Origin of the sequence: Methylotenera versatilis 79 (genome assembly GCF_000384375.1) — a bacterium.
Classification (GTDB): Bacteria; Pseudomonadota; Gammaproteobacteria; order Burkholderiales; family Methylophilaceae; genus Methylotenera_A; species Methylotenera_A versatilis_B.
On record NZ_ARVX01000001.1, the window covers coordinates 1,612,469 to 1,630,655 of the forward strand.

The 18,187-nt window shown below is 42.3% G+C and carries 21 protein-coding genes; 10 read left to right on the plus strand and 11 right to left on the minus strand.

The features are described 5' to 3' along the window. Nucleotides 1–43: 43 nt before the first annotated feature. The 3 genes from METVE_RS0107955 to METVE_RS0107965 are packed head-to-tail and all read right to left on the minus strand — an operon-like array spanning nucleotide 44 to nucleotide 1,176. A complete protein-coding gene (locus METVE_RS0107955) occupies nucleotides 44–310 on the minus strand; it encodes a BolA family protein (protein ID WP_020167939.1) in 267 nt (88 codons plus the stop codon). 16 nt (nucleotides 311–326) lie between these two features. Further along, on the minus strand, nucleotides 327–626 hold the full coding sequence (locus METVE_RS0107960) for a YciI family protein (protein WP_020167940.1): 300 nt from the start codon (nucleotides 624–626) through the stop codon (nucleotides 327–329). 1 nt (nucleotide 627) lies between these two features. Continuing rightward, entirely contained in the window at nucleotides 628–1,176 is a 549-nt protein-coding gene (locus METVE_RS0107965; RefSeq protein ID WP_020167941.1) for a septation protein A, read from the minus strand. A 154-nt stretch (nucleotides 1,177–1,330) separates the two neighbouring features. Between METVE_RS0107965 and METVE_RS0107970 the strand changes: the two genes are divergently transcribed. From METVE_RS0107970 to METVE_RS0108010, 9 genes are all read left to right on the plus strand, one after another. After that, nucleotides 1,331–2,182, plus strand: a complete 852-nt coding sequence (locus METVE_RS0107970) for a 3',5'-nucleoside bisphosphate phosphatase (RefSeq protein ID WP_020167942.1) — start codon at nucleotides 1,331–1,333, stop codon at nucleotides 2,180–2,182. Between the two features lie 75 nt (nucleotides 2,183–2,257). Continuing rightward, nucleotides 2,258–2,890 carry an L-threonylcarbamoyladenylate synthase gene (locus tag METVE_RS0107975; protein WP_020167943.1) on the plus strand — a complete coding sequence of 211 codons (633 nt, stop codon included), beginning with the start codon at nucleotides 2,258–2,260 and terminating at the stop codon, nucleotides 2,888–2,890. 36 nt (nucleotides 2,891–2,926) lie between these two features. Next, a complete protein-coding gene (locus METVE_RS0107980) occupies nucleotides 2,927–3,595 on the plus strand; it encodes a site-2 protease family protein (protein ID WP_020167944.1) in 669 nt (222 codons plus the stop codon). Nucleotides 3,596–3,642: 47 nt separating this feature from the next. Then, the gene (locus tag METVE_RS0107985) at nucleotides 3,643–4,845 is read left to right on the plus strand and encodes a tryptophan--tRNA ligase (protein ID WP_020167945.1); all 1,203 of its coding nucleotides are present in this window, start codon (nucleotides 3,643–3,645) and stop codon (nucleotides 4,843–4,845) included. Nucleotides 4,846–4,899: 54 nt separating this feature from the next. Continuing rightward, nucleotides 4,900–5,232 (plus strand): DMT family transporter, encoded by a 333-nt coding sequence (locus METVE_RS0107990; protein WP_020167946.1) that lies wholly within the window; start codon nucleotides 4,900–4,902, stop codon nucleotides 5,230–5,232. A gap of 7 nt (nucleotides 5,233–5,239) precedes the next feature. Continuing rightward, entirely contained in the window at nucleotides 5,240–6,028 is a 789-nt protein-coding gene (locus METVE_RS0107995) for a segregation and condensation protein A (protein WP_020167947.1), read from the plus strand. 13 nt (nucleotides 6,029–6,041) lie between these two features. After that, complete coding sequence (gene scpB, locus METVE_RS0108000; RefSeq protein WP_020167948.1) at nucleotides 6,042–6,605, plus strand: SMC-Scp complex subunit ScpB; 564 nt, start codon at nucleotides 6,042–6,044, stop codon at nucleotides 6,603–6,605. Nucleotides 6,606–6,738: 133 nt separating this feature from the next. Continuing rightward, nucleotides 6,739–7,836: a pseudouridine synthase gene (locus METVE_RS0108005; protein WP_020167949.1), complete on the plus strand. Its 1,098-nt coding sequence runs from the start codon at nucleotides 6,739–6,741 to the stop codon at nucleotides 7,834–7,836. 41 nt (nucleotides 7,837–7,877) lie between these two features. Beyond that, nucleotides 7,878–8,573, plus strand: a complete 696-nt coding sequence (locus METVE_RS0108010; RefSeq protein WP_232496469.1) for a hypothetical protein — start codon at nucleotides 7,878–7,880, stop codon at nucleotides 8,571–8,573. A 13-nt stretch (nucleotides 8,574–8,586) separates the two neighbouring features. On the opposite strand, the gene METVE_RS0108015 is transcribed toward METVE_RS0108010, so the two are convergent. The 8 genes from METVE_RS0108015 to METVE_RS0108050 all read right to left on the minus strand — a co-directional run bounded on the left by METVE_RS0108015 (nucleotide 8,587) and on the right by METVE_RS0108050 (nucleotide 16,159). Then, entirely contained in the window at nucleotides 8,587–8,781 is a 195-nt protein-coding gene (locus tag METVE_RS0108015) for a hypothetical protein (RefSeq protein WP_020167951.1), read from the minus strand. Continuing rightward, nucleotides 8,778–9,701, minus strand: a complete 924-nt coding sequence (gene prmB, locus METVE_RS0108020) for a 50S ribosomal protein L3 N(5)-glutamine methyltransferase (protein ID WP_020167952.1) — start codon at nucleotides 9,699–9,701, stop codon at nucleotides 8,778–8,780. The genes METVE_RS0108015 and prmB overlap by 4 nt, the downstream gene beginning before the upstream one ends. A 41-nt stretch (nucleotides 9,702–9,742) precedes the next feature. After that, on the minus strand, nucleotides 9,743–10,912 hold the full coding sequence (dapE, locus tag METVE_RS0108025; RefSeq protein WP_020167953.1) for a succinyl-diaminopimelate desuccinylase: 1,170 nt from the start codon (nucleotides 10,910–10,912) through the stop codon (nucleotides 9,743–9,745). Between the two features lie 113 nt (nucleotides 10,913–11,025). Further along, complete coding sequence (locus tag METVE_RS0108030; protein ID WP_020167954.1) at nucleotides 11,026–11,376, minus strand: arsenate reductase; 351 nt, start codon at nucleotides 11,374–11,376, stop codon at nucleotides 11,026–11,028. Nucleotides 11,377–11,479: 103 nt separating this feature from the next. Further along, nucleotides 11,480–13,615 (minus strand): bifunctional diguanylate cyclase/phosphodiesterase, encoded by a 2,136-nt coding sequence (locus METVE_RS0108035; protein ID WP_020167955.1) that lies wholly within the window; start codon nucleotides 13,613–13,615, stop codon nucleotides 11,480–11,482. Between the two features lie 395 nt (nucleotides 13,616–14,010). Then, the gene (locus METVE_RS0108040; RefSeq protein ID WP_020167956.1) at nucleotides 14,011–14,382 is read right to left on the minus strand and encodes a hypothetical protein; all 372 of its coding nucleotides are present in this window, start codon (nucleotides 14,380–14,382) and stop codon (nucleotides 14,011–14,013) included. A 70-nt stretch (nucleotides 14,383–14,452) separates the two neighbouring features. After that, nucleotides 14,453–15,091, minus strand: coding sequence for a response regulator (locus METVE_RS0108045; RefSeq protein ID WP_026362071.1), 639 nt, complete (start codon nucleotides 15,089–15,091; stop codon nucleotides 14,453–14,455). Nucleotides 15,092–15,163: 72 nt separating this feature from the next. Beyond that, complete coding sequence (locus tag METVE_RS0108050; protein ID WP_232496445.1) at nucleotides 15,164–16,159, minus strand: sensor histidine kinase; 996 nt, start codon at nucleotides 16,157–16,159, stop codon at nucleotides 15,164–15,166. A 193-nt stretch (nucleotides 16,160–16,352) separates the two neighbouring features. Here METVE_RS0108050 and METVE_RS0108055 point away from each other — a divergent pair, with 193 nt between their 5' ends. After that, entirely contained in the window at nucleotides 16,353–18,158 is a 1,806-nt protein-coding gene (locus METVE_RS0108055; protein ID WP_020167959.1) for a methanol/ethanol family PQQ-dependent dehydrogenase, read from the plus strand. Nucleotides 18,159–18,187 lie beyond the last annotated feature (29 nt).

The window sequence follows — 18,187 nt, forward strand, 5'->3', positions numbered from 1 at the left end:
AAGTTTGAAAATGAGTTATTTTAGAGTTGTTAGAGTGTATTAATTAGTTAGTTGGGTCGTCAGGCGAAATTGCAAGTATGCTTATAGCATGTATTTGTTGCGGCATTAAGTCTGTAAGTGCTTGATAAATTAAACGATGTCGTATTATCTGTGATTTTTGTGAGAATTGCGAGCTTACTATTTTTAAGCTGAAATGTCCGCCGCCAGTATTGCCCGCATGCCCTGCGTGTAAAGCGCTATCGTCTTTTAACTCCACGCTAACGGGGTTCAGTTGGGCAAGTCTATTTTGAATAACTTCAGTTAATTTCATATCGTTTTACTTTAACTTAGGGTAGCGATTGTCTAAAAGGTTTCACAATCACGTTCGCATAAACGCCAGCATGTACAAATGGGTCATCATTTGCCCATGCTTTCGCAGTATCTAAATCGCTAAACTCCGCCACAATCAAGCTGCCAGTAAAACCGGCTGGGCCTGGGTCTATGCTATCAATGGCTGGCAATGGGCCAGCTAAGACTAAGCGACCTTGGTTATGCAATTCTGTGATGCGGGCAAAATGCGCTGGACGATGCGCGATGCGCTTTTCCAGACTATTGGGCGTGTCTTCTGTAACAATCGCGTACAGCATACTATTCCTTTTTCTCATCAACAGGCTCAATCAAATATTGTTTAAGCAATAGGGTTTGCGCGATGATAAAGATAAACATGATGCTGGTCACACCAAACAATTTAAAGTTAACCCATGTATTTTCTGAATAATTAAACGCAATATAAAGATTTACAAAACCTAAAATCACCAAAAAAATCACCCAAGCTAAATTGAGTTTATTCCAAACAGATACAGGTGCATTGAGCATTTTCCCCATCATTTGTTGAATAAAGTTTTTCTTAAAAAATAGATTCGCAATCAATAAAACCGCCGCCAGCAGCCAATACAACACAGTCGGCTTCCACATGATAAAAGTTTTATCGTGCAGTAATAAAGTCACGCCGCCCAATACGCTGATAATCGCGCCATTCACCAGCAACATTTTTTCTACTTTTCCATGACGCACTTTGGCATAAATAATCAGCGCAACGGTGGCGCCAATTGCAATCGCCGTTGCGGTAAAAATATCGTATAACTTAAAGCCGATAAAAAATAAAATCACAGGGATTAAATCAAATAAAAATTTCATGCATTCTTTCAGTTAAACGTGCGTTATTTTGGCTAAATACGGCCTATTACAGATAAATGGCTAGGCTTAAATAAAAGCTTAACTATCTGTAAAGGTTGTATTTTGCTATGATTTAGACTTGTTTGCAAAACATTCGATTGTCTAAAAATAATTTATGCCTGCACAGATAGACTTACATTGTCATTCCACTATTTCAGATGGCTTATTAGCGCCGCAAGATATCGTTGCGTTGGCGGCAAAAAGTGGCATTAAAGTGATGGCGCTAACCGACCATGACGATATTACTGGCTTGGCGATTGCGCGTGCTGCGGCTGAACAGCATGGCATTCATTTTGTGAATGGTGTGGAGATTTCGGTCACTTGGAAAAGACGCACTTTGCATATTGTGGGTTTAAGGTTTGATGCGGAAAATGAGACTTTGAAAAATGCGCTTGCTGCGGTGCGCATCGGGCGCGATGAGCGCGCCAGGCAAATGTCAGAAGGTTTGGCGAAAGTAGGTATTGCAAATGCGTATGAAGGCGCAAAAGAAATATCCAAACAAAGCATTATGACGCGTAGCCATTTTGCGCAGTTTTTGGTCAAAAATGGCCATGCTAAAGATGCCAAAGCTGTGTTTAAAAAGTTTCTAGTCAAAGGCAAACCTGGTTTTGTCGATCATCAATGGATGGATCTTGAATCGGCGGTGAATTTGATTACCAATGCTGGCGGTCAAGCTGTCATCGCGCATCCAGGTCGTTATGATTTGGGCACAATTAATATGATGTTGCTGATGCACGAATTTAGAGGCTACGGTGGCGCGGCGATTGAAGTGGTCACTGGCAGCCATAATCCGCCGCAATATCAACAATTTGCCAAAATCGCGCATCGATTCAGCTTAAAAGCTTCATTAGGTTCAGATTATCACGGGCCAGGATTGTCTTATATGGCGATGGGTTGCGTGCCCGATTTGCCTGCTGGTTGCGACCCTGTTTGGGCGGATTGGCCAGAAGCACAGTATTTAAATTAGCTTTTTAAACTAACCATTCAAATTGCTTTTTATTCATATTTCATTCAAAAAAATAAGTTAACTTAACTCTTCAATATGGCGCAATTCTTTGTCATTAATGCCGATAATCCGCAAGCACGTCTGATAAAACATGCGGTTGAGATTTTGCGCGCTGGCGGTGTGATTGCTTACCCGACTGATTCTAGCTACGCGCTGGGTTGCATGATGGGTTTTAAAGATGCGCAAGATAGAATTCGCCAAATTCGTGGGCTAAATGCAGACCATTTATTTACCTTGGTTTGCCGCAATCTCAGTGAGTTAAGTGTGTATGCGCAAGTGGATAATAGCCAATTTAGGTTGCTTAAAGCCAATACGCCGGCGGCTTACACGTTTGTACTTAAAGCCACCAGAGAAGTGCCGCGCCGTTTGCAACACGCAAAACGCAGCACGGTTGGCATTCGCGTGCCAGACCATTTAGTTGTGCAAGCGCTGTTAGATGAGCTGGCAGAACCGATGTTAAGCATGACTTTGCAGTTGCCAAACGACGATGCACCGCTGAATGAAGCGTGGGAAATACGCGAACGCTTAGAAAGCCAAGTAGACTTGGTGATTGATTCTGCGGTGAGTTTTGCTGGTTTGACGACGGTTGTCGACTTAACCAATGCAGAACCCGCATTAATTCGCCAAGGTGTGGCCGATGCCGCGCCGTTTGGTTTGCAAGCAAGTTAATCATATTAAGCAATGTATTAATACTCAGAAAGAAATATGGATTTTTTTAATCTTTTAAACGCGCTGCAATCACTCACCACCATTCAACGCATTGCCGTTACCGCTATTCCCATGATTTTAGCCATTACTGTGCATGAAGCCGCGCATGGCTACGCGGCGCGCTATTATGGCGATATGACAGCGCATAACTTAGGTCGCATTTCGCTAAACCCGATTCGCCATATCGATTTGGTTGGCACAGTTATTGTGCCGAGTATCACCATGCTGGTTGGCGGTATATTTTTTGGCTGGGCCAAACCTGTGCCAGTTAACTTTATGAAGCTGCGTAATCCTAAACGCGATATGTTGTGGGTAGCGGCTGCTGGGCCGGGTGCTAATTTAGGGATGGCGATTTTATGGGCAATTGCAATTCAATTCGCTCATTTTTTACCAGAATATGCGGCATTGCCATTTGCATTAATGGGCGCAGCAGGCATATTAGTCAATACCATTTTAATGGTGCTAAATTTGTTGCCCATACCGCCGCTAGATGGCGGGCGCATTGCGGTGAGTTTATTACCGAATAATCTGGCGATTAAATATGCGCAAATTGAGCGTTATGGCTTTATTATTTTAATAGTTTTATTGGTGACGCATATTCTTGATAAAATTATGTGGCCGTTTGTGATGTTCACTTTGCAGGGTATTTCAGCGGTGTTTTTTTAGTTTGATTAGTTTCAGATAATTATAATAAGTTATTTACAGGGTTAACTATGGCGTTAGAACGCGTTTTATCGGGCATGCGCCCTACGGGGAACTTACATTTAGGTCACTATAACGGTGTGCTTAAAAATTGGATTAAACTACAGCATGAACACGAATGCTTGTTTTTTGTGGCCGATTGGCATGCATTAACCACGCATTACGATACGCCAGAAATCATCGAAGAATCAGTTTGGGAAATGGTCATCGATTGGCTGGCAGCGGGTGTTGACCCAGCAAATGCGACTATATTCATCCAATCGCGCGTGCCAGAACATGCCGAATTACACACATTATTGAGCATGATTACACCGTTAAGTTGGTTAGAGCGTGTGCCCACTTATAAAGACCAGCAAGAGAAATTAGCCAGCAAAGATCTATCTACATACGGTTTTTTAGGTTATCCATTGCTGCAAAGTGCCGATATTCTCATCTACAAAGCCACTCAGGTGCCAGTCGGTGAAGACCAGATTCCGCATATTGAATTCACGCGTGAAATCGCGCGCCGCTTTAATCATATCTATGGCAAAGAAACGGGTTTTGAAGAAAAAGCCAAAGCTGCCATTAAAAAATTAGGCAGCAAAAGAAGCGCCTTGTATGAAGAAATGCGTAGTGCGTATCAGCAAGCCGGCGATGAGGAAGCGTTAGAATCTGCACGCGCCTTGATTGAAGAGCAACAAGGTATGAGCATGGGCGATAAGGAACGATTGCTTGGTTACCTTGAAGGCGGCGGAAAAATGATTTTGATCGAGCCAGATTACAAGCTGATGCCAGCTTCTAAAATGCCGGGTTTAGATGGCCAGAAAATGTCTAAATCGTATAACAACACTATTTCATTGCGCGAAGATAAAGACGTTGTTGCCAAAAAAATCAAAACCATGCCTACTGATCCAGCGCGTATTCGCCGCACCGATCCAGGCGATCCCGCCAAATGCCCAGTCTGGCAGTTACACGAAATTTATTCGGATAAATCCACGCAAGATTGGGTGCAAAATGGCTGCAAAACGGCCGCTATTGGTTGTATAGAATGTAAAACACCTGTGATAGAAAGCGTGTTGAAAGAACTGAAACCCATTCAAGAACGCGCAGCAGAATATGCAGAAGATTTAACTTTAGTTAAAAATATCGTTGCAGAAGGCTGTGAAAAAGCGCGTAAATTGGCGCGTGAGACCATGCGTGATGTGCGTGATGCGATGGGTTTGAATTACAGTTGATTTTCAGTTGTTAGTTGTTACAAGATTCATCCAACTTTTGAAAGATTATTTATTTTGAATCACTGGTTAGCATTAGCAATCGCCATATGTGGTGAAGTTACCGCTACAACTGCACTTAAAGCCTCAAATGAATTTACGCGTTTGGTGCCATCTATTATTGTGGTGATTGGCTACGGTATCGCATTTTATTTTATGGCAATCAGTATGCGCGTGTTGCCAGTCGGCATTATGTATGCGATTTGGTCTGGTATGGGCATTGTGCTGGTTTCGATTATCGGTTGGCTGGTTTATAAGCAGGTGTTAGATTTGCCATCTATGATTGGTATGGGCCTGATTATTTCAGGCGTAATCGTGATTAACCTGTTCTCAAAATCTGTCGGGCATTAACTAGCAAATGCAAACACAGCTCACTTTAAACATACGTGTTCACGGTGAAAAATTAGCTGAGTTACCGCAGGATTTATACATTCCGCCAGATGCGCTGGAAGTGTATTTAGAAGCGTTCGAAGGTCCGCTGGATTTATTGCTTTATCTAATCCGCAAACATAATTTAGATATTCTGGATATTCCCATGGCGCAATTGACTGCGCAATATATGGTGTATGTGGAAAAAATGAAAGTGATTAAGCTGGAATTAGCGGCGGATTATTTGCTAATGTCGGCGATGTTAATTGAGATTAAATCGCGCATGTTGTTGCCAAAACCTGAAGAAGTGGCTGAGGAAGATGATCCGCGCGCAGAACTAGTGCGGCGTTTGATGGAATATGAAGCGATTAAGTTGGCGGCACAACGTTTGGATGCGATGCCGCAAGTGGGTGTGGATATTAGCGTTGCGGCTGCTTACTATCAACATATTGCCGATATTAAACCGCCAGAAGTTAGCTTGGATGAACTGGTAGATGCATGGCGCAACGTGTTAAAGCGTGCCAAATTGACCACGCATCATAAAATCGGCAAATCTGAACTTTCAGTGCGAGAGCACATGAGCATTATTTTACGGCGATTAAAAGCTGATGGCATGGTGGAATTTTCTGCACTATTTGATATGGCGATAGAAGGTTTAGCCAAGTTAGTGGTGCATTTTTTGGCGATTTTAGAATTGGCAAAAGAAGGCTTAATCCGCATCACGCAACAAGAAGCGTTTTCGCCGATTTACCTGCAGGCAAATAGCTCAACAGATTGATATTGGCGATTGTATGAAAGAACCTGAAAATATCATCGAAATGAAGCAAGTGTTAGAAGCTGCGTTGCTAACTGCTGGACAGCCGTTGAGCTTGGATGATTTGCTGAAATTGTTTTTAGGGCGCATGGAACGCACTACTTTGCGCATGTTGTTAGATGAATTAAAGCAAGATTGGGCGCAGGAAAACGCAGCTAAAACGCTAGATTTAGTGCAAGTAGCAACTGGCTATCGCTTTCAAGCCAAGCCACAATACAGCGAATTTATCGCGCGACTTAACCCTGAAAAACAGTCAAAATATTCACGCGCGGTGATGGAAACATTAGCTATTATTGCGTACAAACAGCCTGTGACGCGTGGTGATATTGAGCAGATTCGCGGTGTGGCGGTTAACCCAAATGTGATGCGCCAATTACAAGAGCGCGATTGGATTGATGTGGTTGGGCAGCGTGAAGTGCCAGGCCGGCCATCACTTTATGCAACCACCAAACACTTTTTGGATGACCTGAATTTGCGCTCTTTAAGTGAGTTGCCGCCATTTGAAGATTTTGCACAAAGCGAAATACCGTTAGAAGGTTAAGTGCCAAAAAGTTAACCATCAAAAATTACTCAAAATAAATGGTTAAGTAATAATCGCCATCCTCGCTAATTTATGCTGGATTTAGCAATAACTACTGTAAAATCATGGCTTAGCAAATAAAAGTAAGCTCATCATGGCACGTCCTTTCAAGCAACAACGCGACCCGCAAGCGCAAATTCGCCGTCCTAAAACTAATTTTACTAAATTAGAAAACGATTCTAACGCAGCACCAGAGCCAACACAGCGCTTACATAAATTGTTAGCCACGCAAGGTTTAGGTTCGCGCCGCGATATGGAAGAGCTGATTGCCAGCGGCCGTGTGACGATTAATGGCGAAGTTGCCAAAGTGGGGGCAGGCGTTACCCAGTATGATGTGGTGCGTATTGATAGCCGACCTGTACGTTTATCATTTGAAGCAGAGTTGCCGCAAGTATTAATTTACCACAAGCCGGAAGGTGAAATCGTCAGTCAAGATGATCCAGAAGGGCGTGCAACGGTTTTTGATAAGCTGCCAAAAATCAAACAAGGTAAATGGATAGCGATCGGTCGATTGGATATGAACACCAGTGGTTTGTTGATATTCACAAACTCTGGTGATTTGGCCAATCGTTTTATGCATCCGCGTTATGAAGTAGAGCGTGAATATGCCGTGCGAATTTTTGGTGAGTTAACAGATGAGCAAATGACCATGCTCACCCAAGGGATTGAGCTTGAAGATGGCCCTGCGAGTTTTGACAGCATTAGTGCACAAGGCGGTGAAGGCGCAAATCATTGGTACCAAGTGATTATTCGTGAGGGCAGAAACCGCGAAGTGCGCCGTTTGTTCGAAGCGTTTCAATTGCCGGTTAGCCGCTTGATGCGTGTACGTTTTGGACCAGTGAATCTACCACCAAGGGTAAAACGCGGCACTATGTTAAAACTGGAACAAAAAACAGTAGTGGAGTTGTTGGAATGGGCGGGATTAGAAGTGCCAAGAGCGCCATTAAGACAATTAAATCAGCGTGAAAAAGACAAAGCTACCGCTGTATTTGTGCCAAAAGTACGCAAACAAAGAATGAGCGCTTTGGATAGACCAGTGCGTGAAATCGGTGAAGATGGTAAACCTGTTCAGCGTGGGCGTGTGGCTAAAAATACAGAGGCTAAAAAATCTGCACCGAGAAGAACGGCTAACAGACGCGTGCGCCAAACTAGCGACATCCCACAAGCAAGCACAAAAAAATCCACACGCTAAAGTAGGAATTAGCTTAGTCAGGCTTTCATTCAATCATCATGGTGATTTATTTGATTCGGTTCGTAGTCTGTTTATTGTGTTTAGTCTCTCATGCTGCTTGGGCAGGGCGCCCATTTTTCACCGATGATGCAGCGTTAACCACACCTCAAACTTGTCAAATCGAAACATGGATGCAATTTAATGCGAATCATGATCGCGATTTATGGGCGTTGCCTGCTTGTAATCCCACGGGCAATTTTGAAGTAACTCTTGGTATTAATCAGTTGCAAACTCACGCAAATAACAACGTGGATAGTTACATGCTGCAAGGTAAAACGCTGTTTCGTGAATTGCAAACCAATAGCTGGGGAGCGGGTGTGGCGTTTGGCATCATTCGTCCAAGACATGGTGATGCAGGTGCGGACTTTATCTATGTGCCGTATAGCATGTCATTTGCAGATGATACCTTGATTGTTCATGCCAATCTAGGATGGATTAAAAATCGTGCTTCTAGTTTTAATCGAACAACTTGGGGTTTGGGAGCTGAGTATAGTTTGGTAAATCGTGTTTCAGTTTTTGCGGAAGCGTTTGGTGATGATGTTGTTCGCCCCATCATTCATACTGGACTTAATATTGCGCTAATTCCCAACAAGCTCAATCTGAATATTACTGGCGGCAGAGATTTAGCCGTGGATCAAGATCATAATTTCTATTCAATCGGCTTGAATGTTTACGGATTGCCGTCAGTGCAGTTTTAATAAGTAGGCTTAGTTATTTTTGTGCTGGGCAGACAAATGCACACGTATTGCCTGTTCTTCCGACCCAGCTACCATCTGGGCATTGTGTGACATCTTGCGTGCACATCACTTGTTTGTCGTCAGCGACTGGCTGTGTTGGAATGGATTTTACGCAAGCGAATAGAGCGGTTGATAATACTATTGCAACAATGGGGCGCAAATTTTTCATATAGTAGTTAACTGCTCTTTAGTTAGCAAAAACACATATTGATTGCCTGATTCGACCGTTAACCATGTAAAAGCTAAATCTGGGTAGGCATCAAGCAATGCGTCGCGGTTGTGACCAATCTCTACGATTAATAGTCCATCATCATTTAAGTAATTGGCTGCCTCGCGCAAAATCGTGTGAGTGTGGTCTAAGCCATCTGCGCCGCTACCCAACGCTAATTGCGGTTCATTTTGATATTCAAGCGGCAAGGCCGCCATGCTAGGCGCATCAACGTAAGGTGGATTGCTGATAATTAAATCGTAAGTTTTACCTTGTAATGCGGTAAACATATCCGATTGAATCGCGGTGATTTGATCTTGTAATCCGTAATTAGAGATGTTGATATTAGCCACCGCAATCGCGTCGGTTGAAATATCTACCACATCAATTGTTGCATCAGGAAAAGCGTTAGCCAGCAAAATGCCTAAGCAGCCGCTGCCAGTACAAATATCCGCGGCAGAGTTAATGAGTTCAGGATGCTCAATCCACGGCTGCAAGCCATGCTCGCCTTCCTCGTTAAAGTCTAACAATTCGGCAATAAAACTACGCGGCACAATGACACGCTCATCGACATAAAACTTAAAGCCTCGCAGCCAAGCCTCACGCACTAAGTATGCAGTTGGCGTACGCTTGGTAATGCGTTGCTCAATTAAATGCGCTAAGTGTTTGCGCTCTTGTTCGGTAATTACCGCATCTAAAAAATTATTCAGTGTGTCGTGCGGTAGATGCAGCGCGCTCATCACCAGCCAAACTGCCTCGTCATAACTATTATCGGTGCCATGACCAAAGAAAACTTCAGCTTTTTCAAACTGGCTCACCGTAAAGCGTAACCAGTCGCGAATCGTAAATAACTCTTCTGTTAATCTTGGGAAATGCGTCATTGGATTTTTTCTACTTAATCAGTTTTATGATTGAATTAATATTATTTAATTAATTTTTCAAGCGTTAGCTTGTATGTTTGTTTTAGCGGTTCAATATCTGCCACGCCAACACACTCATTCAACTTATGAATAGTTTTATTTAACGGGCCAAACTCAATCACTTGTTTGCAAATATCAGCAATAAAGCGTCCGTCAGACGTGCCGCCCGTGGTGGATAACTCAGGCGAAACACCGTAACTTTCAACAATCGCTTCAGAAATCGTCTCAACCAAATTACCGCGTGGCGTGATGTAAGGCGGTGAATACTCCCATTCCAGATCGTAATCAAGCGTATGTTTATCTAAAATAGCATGCACACGTTGTCTTAAATTGGCGTCGGTACTGCCGTTTTTAATACCATCAGTACCAGCTAATTCTGGGCAAAATCTAAAGTTAAATAAAATCTCAACTTCGCCTGGCACAACATTGGTAGCGCCTGTGCCACCATTCATATTTGAAATCTGCCAAGAGGTTGGCGGGAAATATTCGTTACCCTTGTCCCAGACCGTTTCTACCATGTCTTTAATCGCGGGTGCGACCAGATGGATGGGATTCTTAACCAGATGCGGATAGGCAATATGGCCTTGTATGCCTTTAACAGTCAGCTTCCCGGATAATGAGCCGCGTCTGCCATTTTTAATCATATCACCGACGACTTTATTGCTGGTCGGCTCGCCAACGATACAGTAATCAATCAATTCGCCACGATTTTTTAATACTTCGATCACTTTAATCGTACCGTTTACTGCAATACCTTCTTCATCCGAAGTAATCAGTAAACCAATAGAACCTTTGTGATCTGGATTTTCTGCGACGAACTCTTCAATGCTAGTGATAAATGCGGCCAGCGAAGTTTTCATATCCGCCGCACCACGCGCATATAACATACCATCGACAATCGTTGGCTCAAAAGGCGGCGTATGCCACTTGTCGATTGGGCCAGTTGGCACGACATCGGTATGGCCAGCAAAAACCAGTAAAGGCGACGCTGTGCCGCGACGCGCATAAAAATTATCAACATCACCAAAACGCATGCGTTCGATTTTGAAACCTAAAGGTTCAAGCCGCGCAATCATGGTTTCTTGGCAGCCGGCATCTTCAGGCGTGTTGGATTGGCGTTTGAGCAAATCAATCGCAAGCTCAAGCGTGGTAGATGGAGAAGCTTTATTCATGGTTTAAAACTTTCATTTCATTTTTGTTCAGTACATTGATTTAATAGCAAATAACGTGACTAAATAATAGCGACTTAACACTTTTTTTGATGCAATAAATTCAGTTACGAAAATTAGATATTAAAAATTTCTGCATAACGAGCCTCATCAAAACCTGTGCACAAGATGACATCGTTTTGAATCAAAAGTGGACGCTTAATCAAGCTGGTTTTGGATTGCATTAAAGCGATCGCAGAAGTGTTATCTGTAATGCTGTTTTTGGTGTCTTGGTCTAAACCACGCCAGGTAAGGCCGGCGCGATTAATCAGTTTTTCTTGTGGTATTTGTTTCAGCCAGTTATTTAAATCTGCTTCGGAAACGCCTTGTTTTTTAAAGTCATGAAATTCGACTGCAATATCGTGTGCAGCAAGCCAATCGCGGGCTTTTTTGACTGTGTTGCAGTTTGGGATGCCATAAAGTTTCATGATGATGTTTTTGCATAAAGTTTAACTAAATTAAGCCTTATTTTAACATCTAGCCAGCACTATTGATGACAATTAGCTGTGCTTAACCCGTGCTTATGCGATTTTATGCTGCTTCTGATTGATAATCTGAGATTGAAAATTGACCAGTTGATTCAAAATTGACGTTTAATTGTTTGAACAATTTCAGTAATTTCTCTTCAGAAAGTGGTTTAGAGAAGAAATATCCTTGCATGTGATTGCAATTCAAATCCACTAAAGCGTCACGTTGCGCTTTGGTTTCTACGCCTTCGGCCACCACATTTAAATCTAATGCATGTGCTAATCGAATCACCGCATCGACTACTGCACGTGATGCTTTGTTTTCGTTAATTTGCGCGATAAAAACTTTATCAAGCTTAATTTCATCAATATTTAAATGCTGTAAATAGCTTAAGCTAAATTGATGAGAGCCAAAATCGTCCAGCGCGACTTTGATATCGGCCGCTTTAAATTGACGTAACAAGTGTTTAAATTGCTCTTCATTACGAATAGCGGTCGTTTCTTTGATTTCAAACATCAAGTTATCGGCAGGAATGCTATAGCGTTTGCGCAATTGCAATATTTCTTCGACTAGATTCGGGTTTCTAAATTGTTGGCGTGCAAGGTTGATTGACACATTTAAATCAATTCCGTCCTCTTTTGCACGATGAATCGCACGACAACCTTCTTCTACTACCCAATCATTAATTTGGTTGATAAGGCCAAAACGTTCGGCTGCAGGAATAAAAGCAGTTGGTAAAAGCACACCTTTAGTCGGGTGATTCCAACGAATTAATGCTTCCGCACCAATGGGTGATTGGGTTTTGCAATGTACTTTTGGTTGAAACACTAAGCTAAATTCATTGTTTTCAATCGCCAAACGTAAATCACGTTGCATTTCCAGCATTTGGTCTGATGCCGATTCAATTTCAGAGTCAAAAAATCTGAATTGATTTTTACCACTTTCTTTGGCTTTATACATGGCGGCATCTGCACAAACCATCAGTTTGTCGATATCACCATCGCGTGGATACACGGCAATGCCAACAGAGCAAGAAATCTCGATCTGTTGATCGCCGACTAAAAATGGCTCTTTAATCGATTGCACGATACGTTCGACAATCGGAATAATATCCTCATCCGTTTTGATCTCATCAATTAACGCTACAAACTCATCGCCACCAATACGCGCAACTGTATCGCAAGCCCTAACTGCGGCATCTAAGCGTTGTGCGACCATTAATAAAACTGCATCGCCCACATGATGACCATAATTATCATTGATTGGCTTAAAGTGATCTAAATCAATATAGGCTAAGGCAATGGTATTGCTGGCGCGTGTGCTGCGCTTAACCGCTGTTTCTAATTCGCGTTGAAACGCGCGTCTGTTTGGCAGGTGTGTTAACGGATCTTTATAGCCAGTATTCGCAGTGTCTGGAATAGTTTTTTTATCCATTATGCTGATTTGAAAAGTGCTGACGCCAAACTTTTCGTAATACAGCGCCACAACGAATGCCAGCAAAAATAAGCAAACTAAACCCAGTGTAATCACCAAAGCTAACATGGTTTTATCGGAAGTTACGCCAGCTTGTGTTATATGTGTATGCACATTGATTGATGTGTTAAACGTGGCATGTATCGCTAAGATGGTGATGCCAGTGAGGAATGAAAAAATCAGTTTGATTAATACTTTGTTTTCGCCCGCATAATCTTTCATCCAAGAGGTGGATGCCAACGAAATGACTGCTGCAATGAAAGCGACTGAGATGGCTACTAATAGGGATAGCGGCTCAAAAGTGATGAATGCAGCGCCATTAGAAACTTTATTCATTTCATTTAAGCCATTGAGCGCTAAATAAAACATCGCATAACTACCTACGCCAATAATGCCGCCGCCTAATATAAGTTTACCGAGCACAATTACTTTTTTGCTGGCCACATAACATAAAGTAAAGCTGATGATTAAAGCGACTAACCACGCGGCGAACATGTCTACTGAGAAGATGGTAAAAGATGAGTTGCCGTGAAATATTAATAGATTGATAAAATGAATCGCCCACAAACCTGTGCCCACTGCCACTGAATAAACGCTAAATAAAATGTTTCTATAACGCGTGGTGGTGCGGTAAAGGTGATCGATAAATCCAAAAATAATATACATGGCAAAGCTACTCGCGGTAAGCGAGAGCACTATCAGCCAAATATTATAATTAAGATTCATTGTTATCGTCTTATCCTGTTGGTAATTGATACTGTTTTGTTAAAGATAAGCAATTGTTATGCCACAGAATATTTGTTGGCTAATTTTACGGTTGAAATCTATCATGCAAAAAAACCATACTGTATGCAAAGGCGCATAAACAGTATGGTTTGGTGATTTTATTAAAGTTGTAATATGGTTAACTTAACGCATTAAATTTGGACAATTTTTTTTAAAACAGTTATTTTTTCTAAAAAAATGACGAGAAAACAGCGCTTATGTTCATACTGGTTTTGGATGGTTTTTCTTAGTTAACACTTAAATCTAGTTAAAATTTAATTGAGTAAAATTAAGTATTAACTAATATTGGTTTTAATTATTAAGGTTTATTAATTGTTGATAACTGGCTGTTAATGCTAGTTATTGATGTAAGTGATATTTGAGCACTTATCATTGATAAACGTTAGCTCTGTGCGCTTGTAAGTATTTTTTGAATTGTACGTGACCAAGTTATTGTAGTGCCACATTTCAATCGAATCTTTTTTGCGCGGTGTATCGATTTTCGCATTTTCTTGCACAATCTGCGCGGCGTTGGTTGGCATCACTGGCGTGGTCTTTCTAGCCGGATTGCCAAGGATTTTTGCCACATCTTCCCGGCTTTTGCCATTTACCAATTGAATGAAATCCATCTCTTTATAAGTGGTTTTGGCTGGGCTATCTTTCGCTTGCAGTGCATTTGAAGCAAAAAATAGTGCAATCGAGATAAATATAAGTTGGAAATGTTTCATTTTGCAGTCCTTATGTGAATGGTTTGTTAAAAGGTAAATGAGTTGTTAAGTTATGTATAAAAGTGATGCATTAAGATTTGTTTTGCGTAATGCCGAGCTGAATCGCCAAATGCACCAAGTTTGCGGTGGTTTTCACATTCAGCTTTTGTTTCACTTGGGTTTGGATATTGGCGACGGTTTTGTAACTGATATTTAAACTATCTGAAATAAAGCCTAATGCATTGCCATTGGCCAATTGCCTGAATACTTCAAACTCTCTGGGCGTTAACTTGCCAAGCGGGTTATCTAGTTCGGTGATTAATTCCATCGCCAAATGCTGCGCTAACTTTTGCCCGATATATTTGCCGCCACGTAATACTTTGTCCACGGCTTCCAGCAAGATGCTGACGTCATCGGTTTTGACGACATAACCTTTAGCGCCAGCTTGAATGGCGCGTATGGCAAACGCGTTACCTTCATGCATGCTGTAAACCAAAATCTTTGCATTTTTATCACGCAGTAAAATACGTTGCATCGCCTCCAAACCGCCAAGTCCTGGCATGTCTAAGTCCATCAAAATCAAATGTGGTTGATGATCTTGCCAAAGAGAAATAGCGTTTTCACCACTAGTGGCTTCGGCGACGACTTTATAGCCCCATTGTGTCAGCAGGCTTTTTAAGCCTTGTCTGACCACAACATGATCATCAACAATTAGTATGGATTTGTTCATTTTTGTTTGCAGCTTGTTTTCTCGTGATGCGTTAAAAGATTGGCTATTTGAATACATGATGGGCATACGCTGTTAAAGCGACATTAATGGAATTTTTGCAACCACTGTCACGCCATGATTGACGTGGCTGGTAATGTGAAACTCGCCCATCAGTGAAGTTACACGCTCTCTCATACCAATCATGCCCATGCCTTGAGCGGTATCACTGGCATAACCGTTGCCATTATCTTTAATCTCTAAATGGATATAACGCTTAGCCTCACTGCGCTGTAAAGTCAGCGTAATCCACACACTGGTCGCGTTGGCATATTTAGAGATATTCGTCAGTGTTTCTTGAATTAAACGGTAAATCGTGATGCTCATTTGCTGCGTGAATACGACTGAAAGCCGGTCAATATTACTATCCAGCTCAATATGCGGATGCTGTTGATGCCATTCCAACGTTAACTGCTGAATACTATCAAATAAGCCTTTGGTGTCCGTTGGCGCTGGCCTTAAACGGCGCATCAAGGTGCGCGTCATCTCTTGAATATGTTGTGCATTCGACAAAATTCGTCTGGCGTGCAGGTTAACCGTTGTAGAAACGGGCGCATTGTTCATGGATAGATTAAGCGCAGAAGCATCCAGCCGAATGGCCAATAAATACTGACCAATATCATCATGTAAATCGATGGCAAGCTGCTGGCGTTCCGCTTCTTGCACCTTAATTAAATGTTGCGTCAGCGCCTTATTTTCGGTGAGTAAACGCATTATTTTGTCCTCCGCCTGCATGCGCAAAACAATCTCCTGGTCACGCTCGCGCACTCTGCGATACGTGAACCAAGTTAGTCCAAATGCCATTAACAATAATAAAAATGGTAATTCATCTAGTTGCAGGTTTTCATATTTTGCAAATTTCGCAGTCACTGTTTCTGCTAAATCGATACTAATAATGAATGCGTAAGTGAAAAGAATGATAAGCGTAAGCCATAAGGCATCACGTTTAACAACACTAAAGCGACCCAGACTAAAGAAACCCAGTAAATCAAAAATTTTCATCGCGGTATCTTGCAGTAAAAGAAATCGCATGAATAGGGGAAACTTTCCCATCACTCATGCTTAGCTTTAAGTATGTGCAAGATTATGGGTAATCCACCCGTGAGAACTTTCATATAAAAACGGGAAAGATTCATCTTATTCAGCAAAGAGTGAAAGTGCAGAATGCGTTCAGCCAAATTGATCTTGATTGTGGCTTTTTAGTATTAACTACCAATGGGAGACTATGGATATGGAACGCAAACAGGCTAACGCCAGTGTTAGTGCCGCAATCGGCGCGCTTCTTGCACTTGCAGTCGTACAAACTGCATATGCTGATGCTGATTTAGATAAAAGAGTACAAGACCCAAACCAATGGGCGACACAAACAGGTAATTACACCAGTCAACATAACAGTGAATTAAACCAAATCAATAAAGGCAATGTGAAGAATGTAAAAGCCGCTTGGTCATTCTCAACTGGCGTTTTGCACGGTCATGAAGGTGCGCCGCTAGTCATCGGTGACATGATGTACATTCACTCTGCATTTCCAAACAATACTTATGCCGTTAATTTAAATGATCCTGGCGTGATTGTTTGGGCGCATAAGCCAAAACAAGATGCTTCGACAAAAGCCGTGATGTGTTGCGATATTGTGGATCGTGGTGTGGCTTATGGCGCTGGTCAAATCATTAAAAAGCAAGCAGACGGTATCTTGATGGCGTTAGATGCTAAAACAGGTAAAGAAAACTGGAAAGTTGAGCTGTGCGATCCTAAAGTCGGCATGACATTAACTCAAGCACCGTATGTAGTTAAAGACACTGTGTTGATCGGCTGTTCTGGTGCTGAGCTGGGTGTTCGTGGTGCTGTAAACGCGGTTGATTTAAAAACAGGTGCATTGAAATGGCGTACGTTTGCAACAGGTCCAGACAATGAGATCAAGCTTGCAAAAGACTTCAACAAAGACAATCCACACTACGGTCAATTTGGCTTAGGTACTAAAACTTGGGAAGGCGACGCTTGGAAAATCGGCGGCGGCACTAACTGGGGTTGGTATGCATATGATCCAAAATTAAACTTGTTCTATTACGGTTCAGGCAATCCTGCACCTTGGAATGAAACAATGCGTCCTGGTGACAACAAATGGACGATGACTATTTGGGCACGTGATGTTGATACAGGCGAAGCTAAATGGGGCTACCAAAAAACACCACATGATGAGTGGGATTTTGCTGGTGTGAACCAAATGGTGCTAACTGATCAACCAGTTAAAGGCAAAATGACGCCGCTATTAACGCACATTGACCGTAACGGCATCATGTATACGCTTAATCGTGACACTGGTGCATTGATCTTGGCAGACAAAGTAGATCCAGCAGTTAACGTGTTCAAAAAAGTGGATCTAAAAACTGGTTTACCAGTACGTGATCCAGAGTTCTCAACACGTATGGACCATAAAGGTACCAACATTTGTCCTTCAGCGATGGGCTTCCATAACCAAGGTGTTGACTCATACGATCCTGAAAGCCGTACTTTATATGCTGGCTTAAACCACATTTGTATGGATTGGGAGCCGTTCATGTTGCCATACCGTGCAGGTCAATTCTTCGTGGGCGCAACACTCGCGATGTATCCTGGCCCAAGCGGACCAACTAAGAAAGAAATGGGTACAGTGCGTGCGTTTGACACTGTTACAGGTAAAGTTAAATGGTCCAAATGGGAGAAATTCGCAGCTTGGGGCGGTACGCTTTACACCAAAGGTGGCTTAGTTTGGTACAACACTTTAGATGGCCATATCAAAGCTTTGGATAAAAACAACGGTAATGAGTTGTGGAAATTCAAAATGCCTTCGGGCGGTATCGGATCTCCAATGACATACGCTTTCAAAGGCAAACAATACGTTGCAAGTATGTATGGCGTAGGTGGTTGGCCTGGTGTTGGTCTAGTGTTCGACTTGACTGACCCAAGCGCAGGTTTAGGTGCAGTTGGTGCGTTTAAAGAACTGCAACACCACACAAACATGGGTGGCGGTTTAATGGTGTTCAGCCTGTAATTTAAGGTTATAACAGCAAAGTTTTAAAG

What these genes read in the sequence shown, in the direction of transcription:
- METVE_RS0107985 (WP_020167945.1), top strand. Translation starts at nt 3,643, where the DNA reads ATGGCGTTAGAACGCGTTTTATCGGGCATGCGCCCTACGGGGAACTTA.
- METVE_RS0108045 (WP_026362071.1), bottom strand. Translation starts at nt 15,091, where the DNA reads ATGAACAAATCCATACTAATTGTTGATGATCATGTTGTGGTCAGACAA.
- METVE_RS0108040 (WP_020167956.1), bottom strand. Translation starts at nt 14,382, where the DNA reads ATGAAACATTTCCAACTTATATTTATCTCGATTGCACTATTTTTTGCT.
- METVE_RS0108030 (WP_020167954.1), bottom strand. Translation starts at nt 11,376, where the DNA reads ATGAAACTTTATGGCATCCCAAACTGCAACACAGTCAAAAAAGCCCGC.
- prmB (WP_020167952.1), bottom strand. Translation starts at nt 9,701, where the DNA reads ATGACGCATTTCCCAAGATTAACAGAAGAGTTATTTACGATTCGCGAC.
- METVE_RS0107995 (WP_020167947.1), top strand. Translation starts at nt 5,240, where the DNA reads ATGCAAACACAGCTCACTTTAAACATACGTGTTCACGGTGAAAAATTA.
- METVE_RS0108015 (WP_020167951.1), bottom strand. Translation starts at nt 8,781, where the DNA reads ATGAAAAATTTGCGCCCCATTGTTGCAATAGTATTATCAACCGCTCTA.
- METVE_RS0108055 (WP_020167959.1), top strand. Translation starts at nt 16,353, where the DNA reads ATGGATATGGAACGCAAACAGGCTAACGCCAGTGTTAGTGCCGCAATC.
- METVE_RS0107960 (WP_020167940.1), bottom strand. Translation starts at nt 626, where the DNA reads ATGCTGTACGCGATTGTTACAGAAGACACGCCCAATAGTCTGGAAAAG.
- dapE (WP_020167953.1), bottom strand. Translation starts at nt 10,912, where the DNA reads ATGAATAAAGCTTCTCCATCTACCACGCTTGAGCTTGCGATTGATTTG.
- METVE_RS0107955 (WP_020167939.1), bottom strand. Translation starts at nt 310, where the DNA reads ATGAAATTAACTGAAGTTATTCAAAATAGACTTGCCCAACTGAACCCC.
- METVE_RS0107970 (WP_020167942.1), top strand. Translation starts at nt 1,331, where the DNA reads ATGCCTGCACAGATAGACTTACATTGTCATTCCACTATTTCAGATGGC.
- METVE_RS0107975 (WP_020167943.1), top strand. Translation starts at nt 2,258, where the DNA reads ATGGCGCAATTCTTTGTCATTAATGCCGATAATCCGCAAGCACGTCTG.
- METVE_RS0108035 (WP_020167955.1), bottom strand. Translation starts at nt 13,615, where the DNA reads ATGAATCTTAATTATAATATTTGGCTGATAGTGCTCTCGCTTACCGCG.
- METVE_RS0107965 (WP_020167941.1), bottom strand. Translation starts at nt 1,176, where the DNA reads ATGAAATTTTTATTTGATTTAATCCCTGTGATTTTATTTTTTATCGGC.
- scpB (WP_020167948.1), top strand. Translation starts at nt 6,042, where the DNA reads ATGAAAGAACCTGAAAATATCATCGAAATGAAGCAAGTGTTAGAAGCT.
- METVE_RS0107980 (WP_020167944.1), top strand. Translation starts at nt 2,927, where the DNA reads ATGGATTTTTTTAATCTTTTAAACGCGCTGCAATCACTCACCACCATT.
- METVE_RS0108005 (WP_020167949.1), top strand. Translation starts at nt 6,739, where the DNA reads ATGGCACGTCCTTTCAAGCAACAACGCGACCCGCAAGCGCAAATTCGC.
- METVE_RS0108050 (WP_232496445.1), bottom strand. Translation starts at nt 16,159, where the DNA reads ATGCGATTTCTTTTACTGCAAGATACCGCGATGAAAATTTTTGATTTA.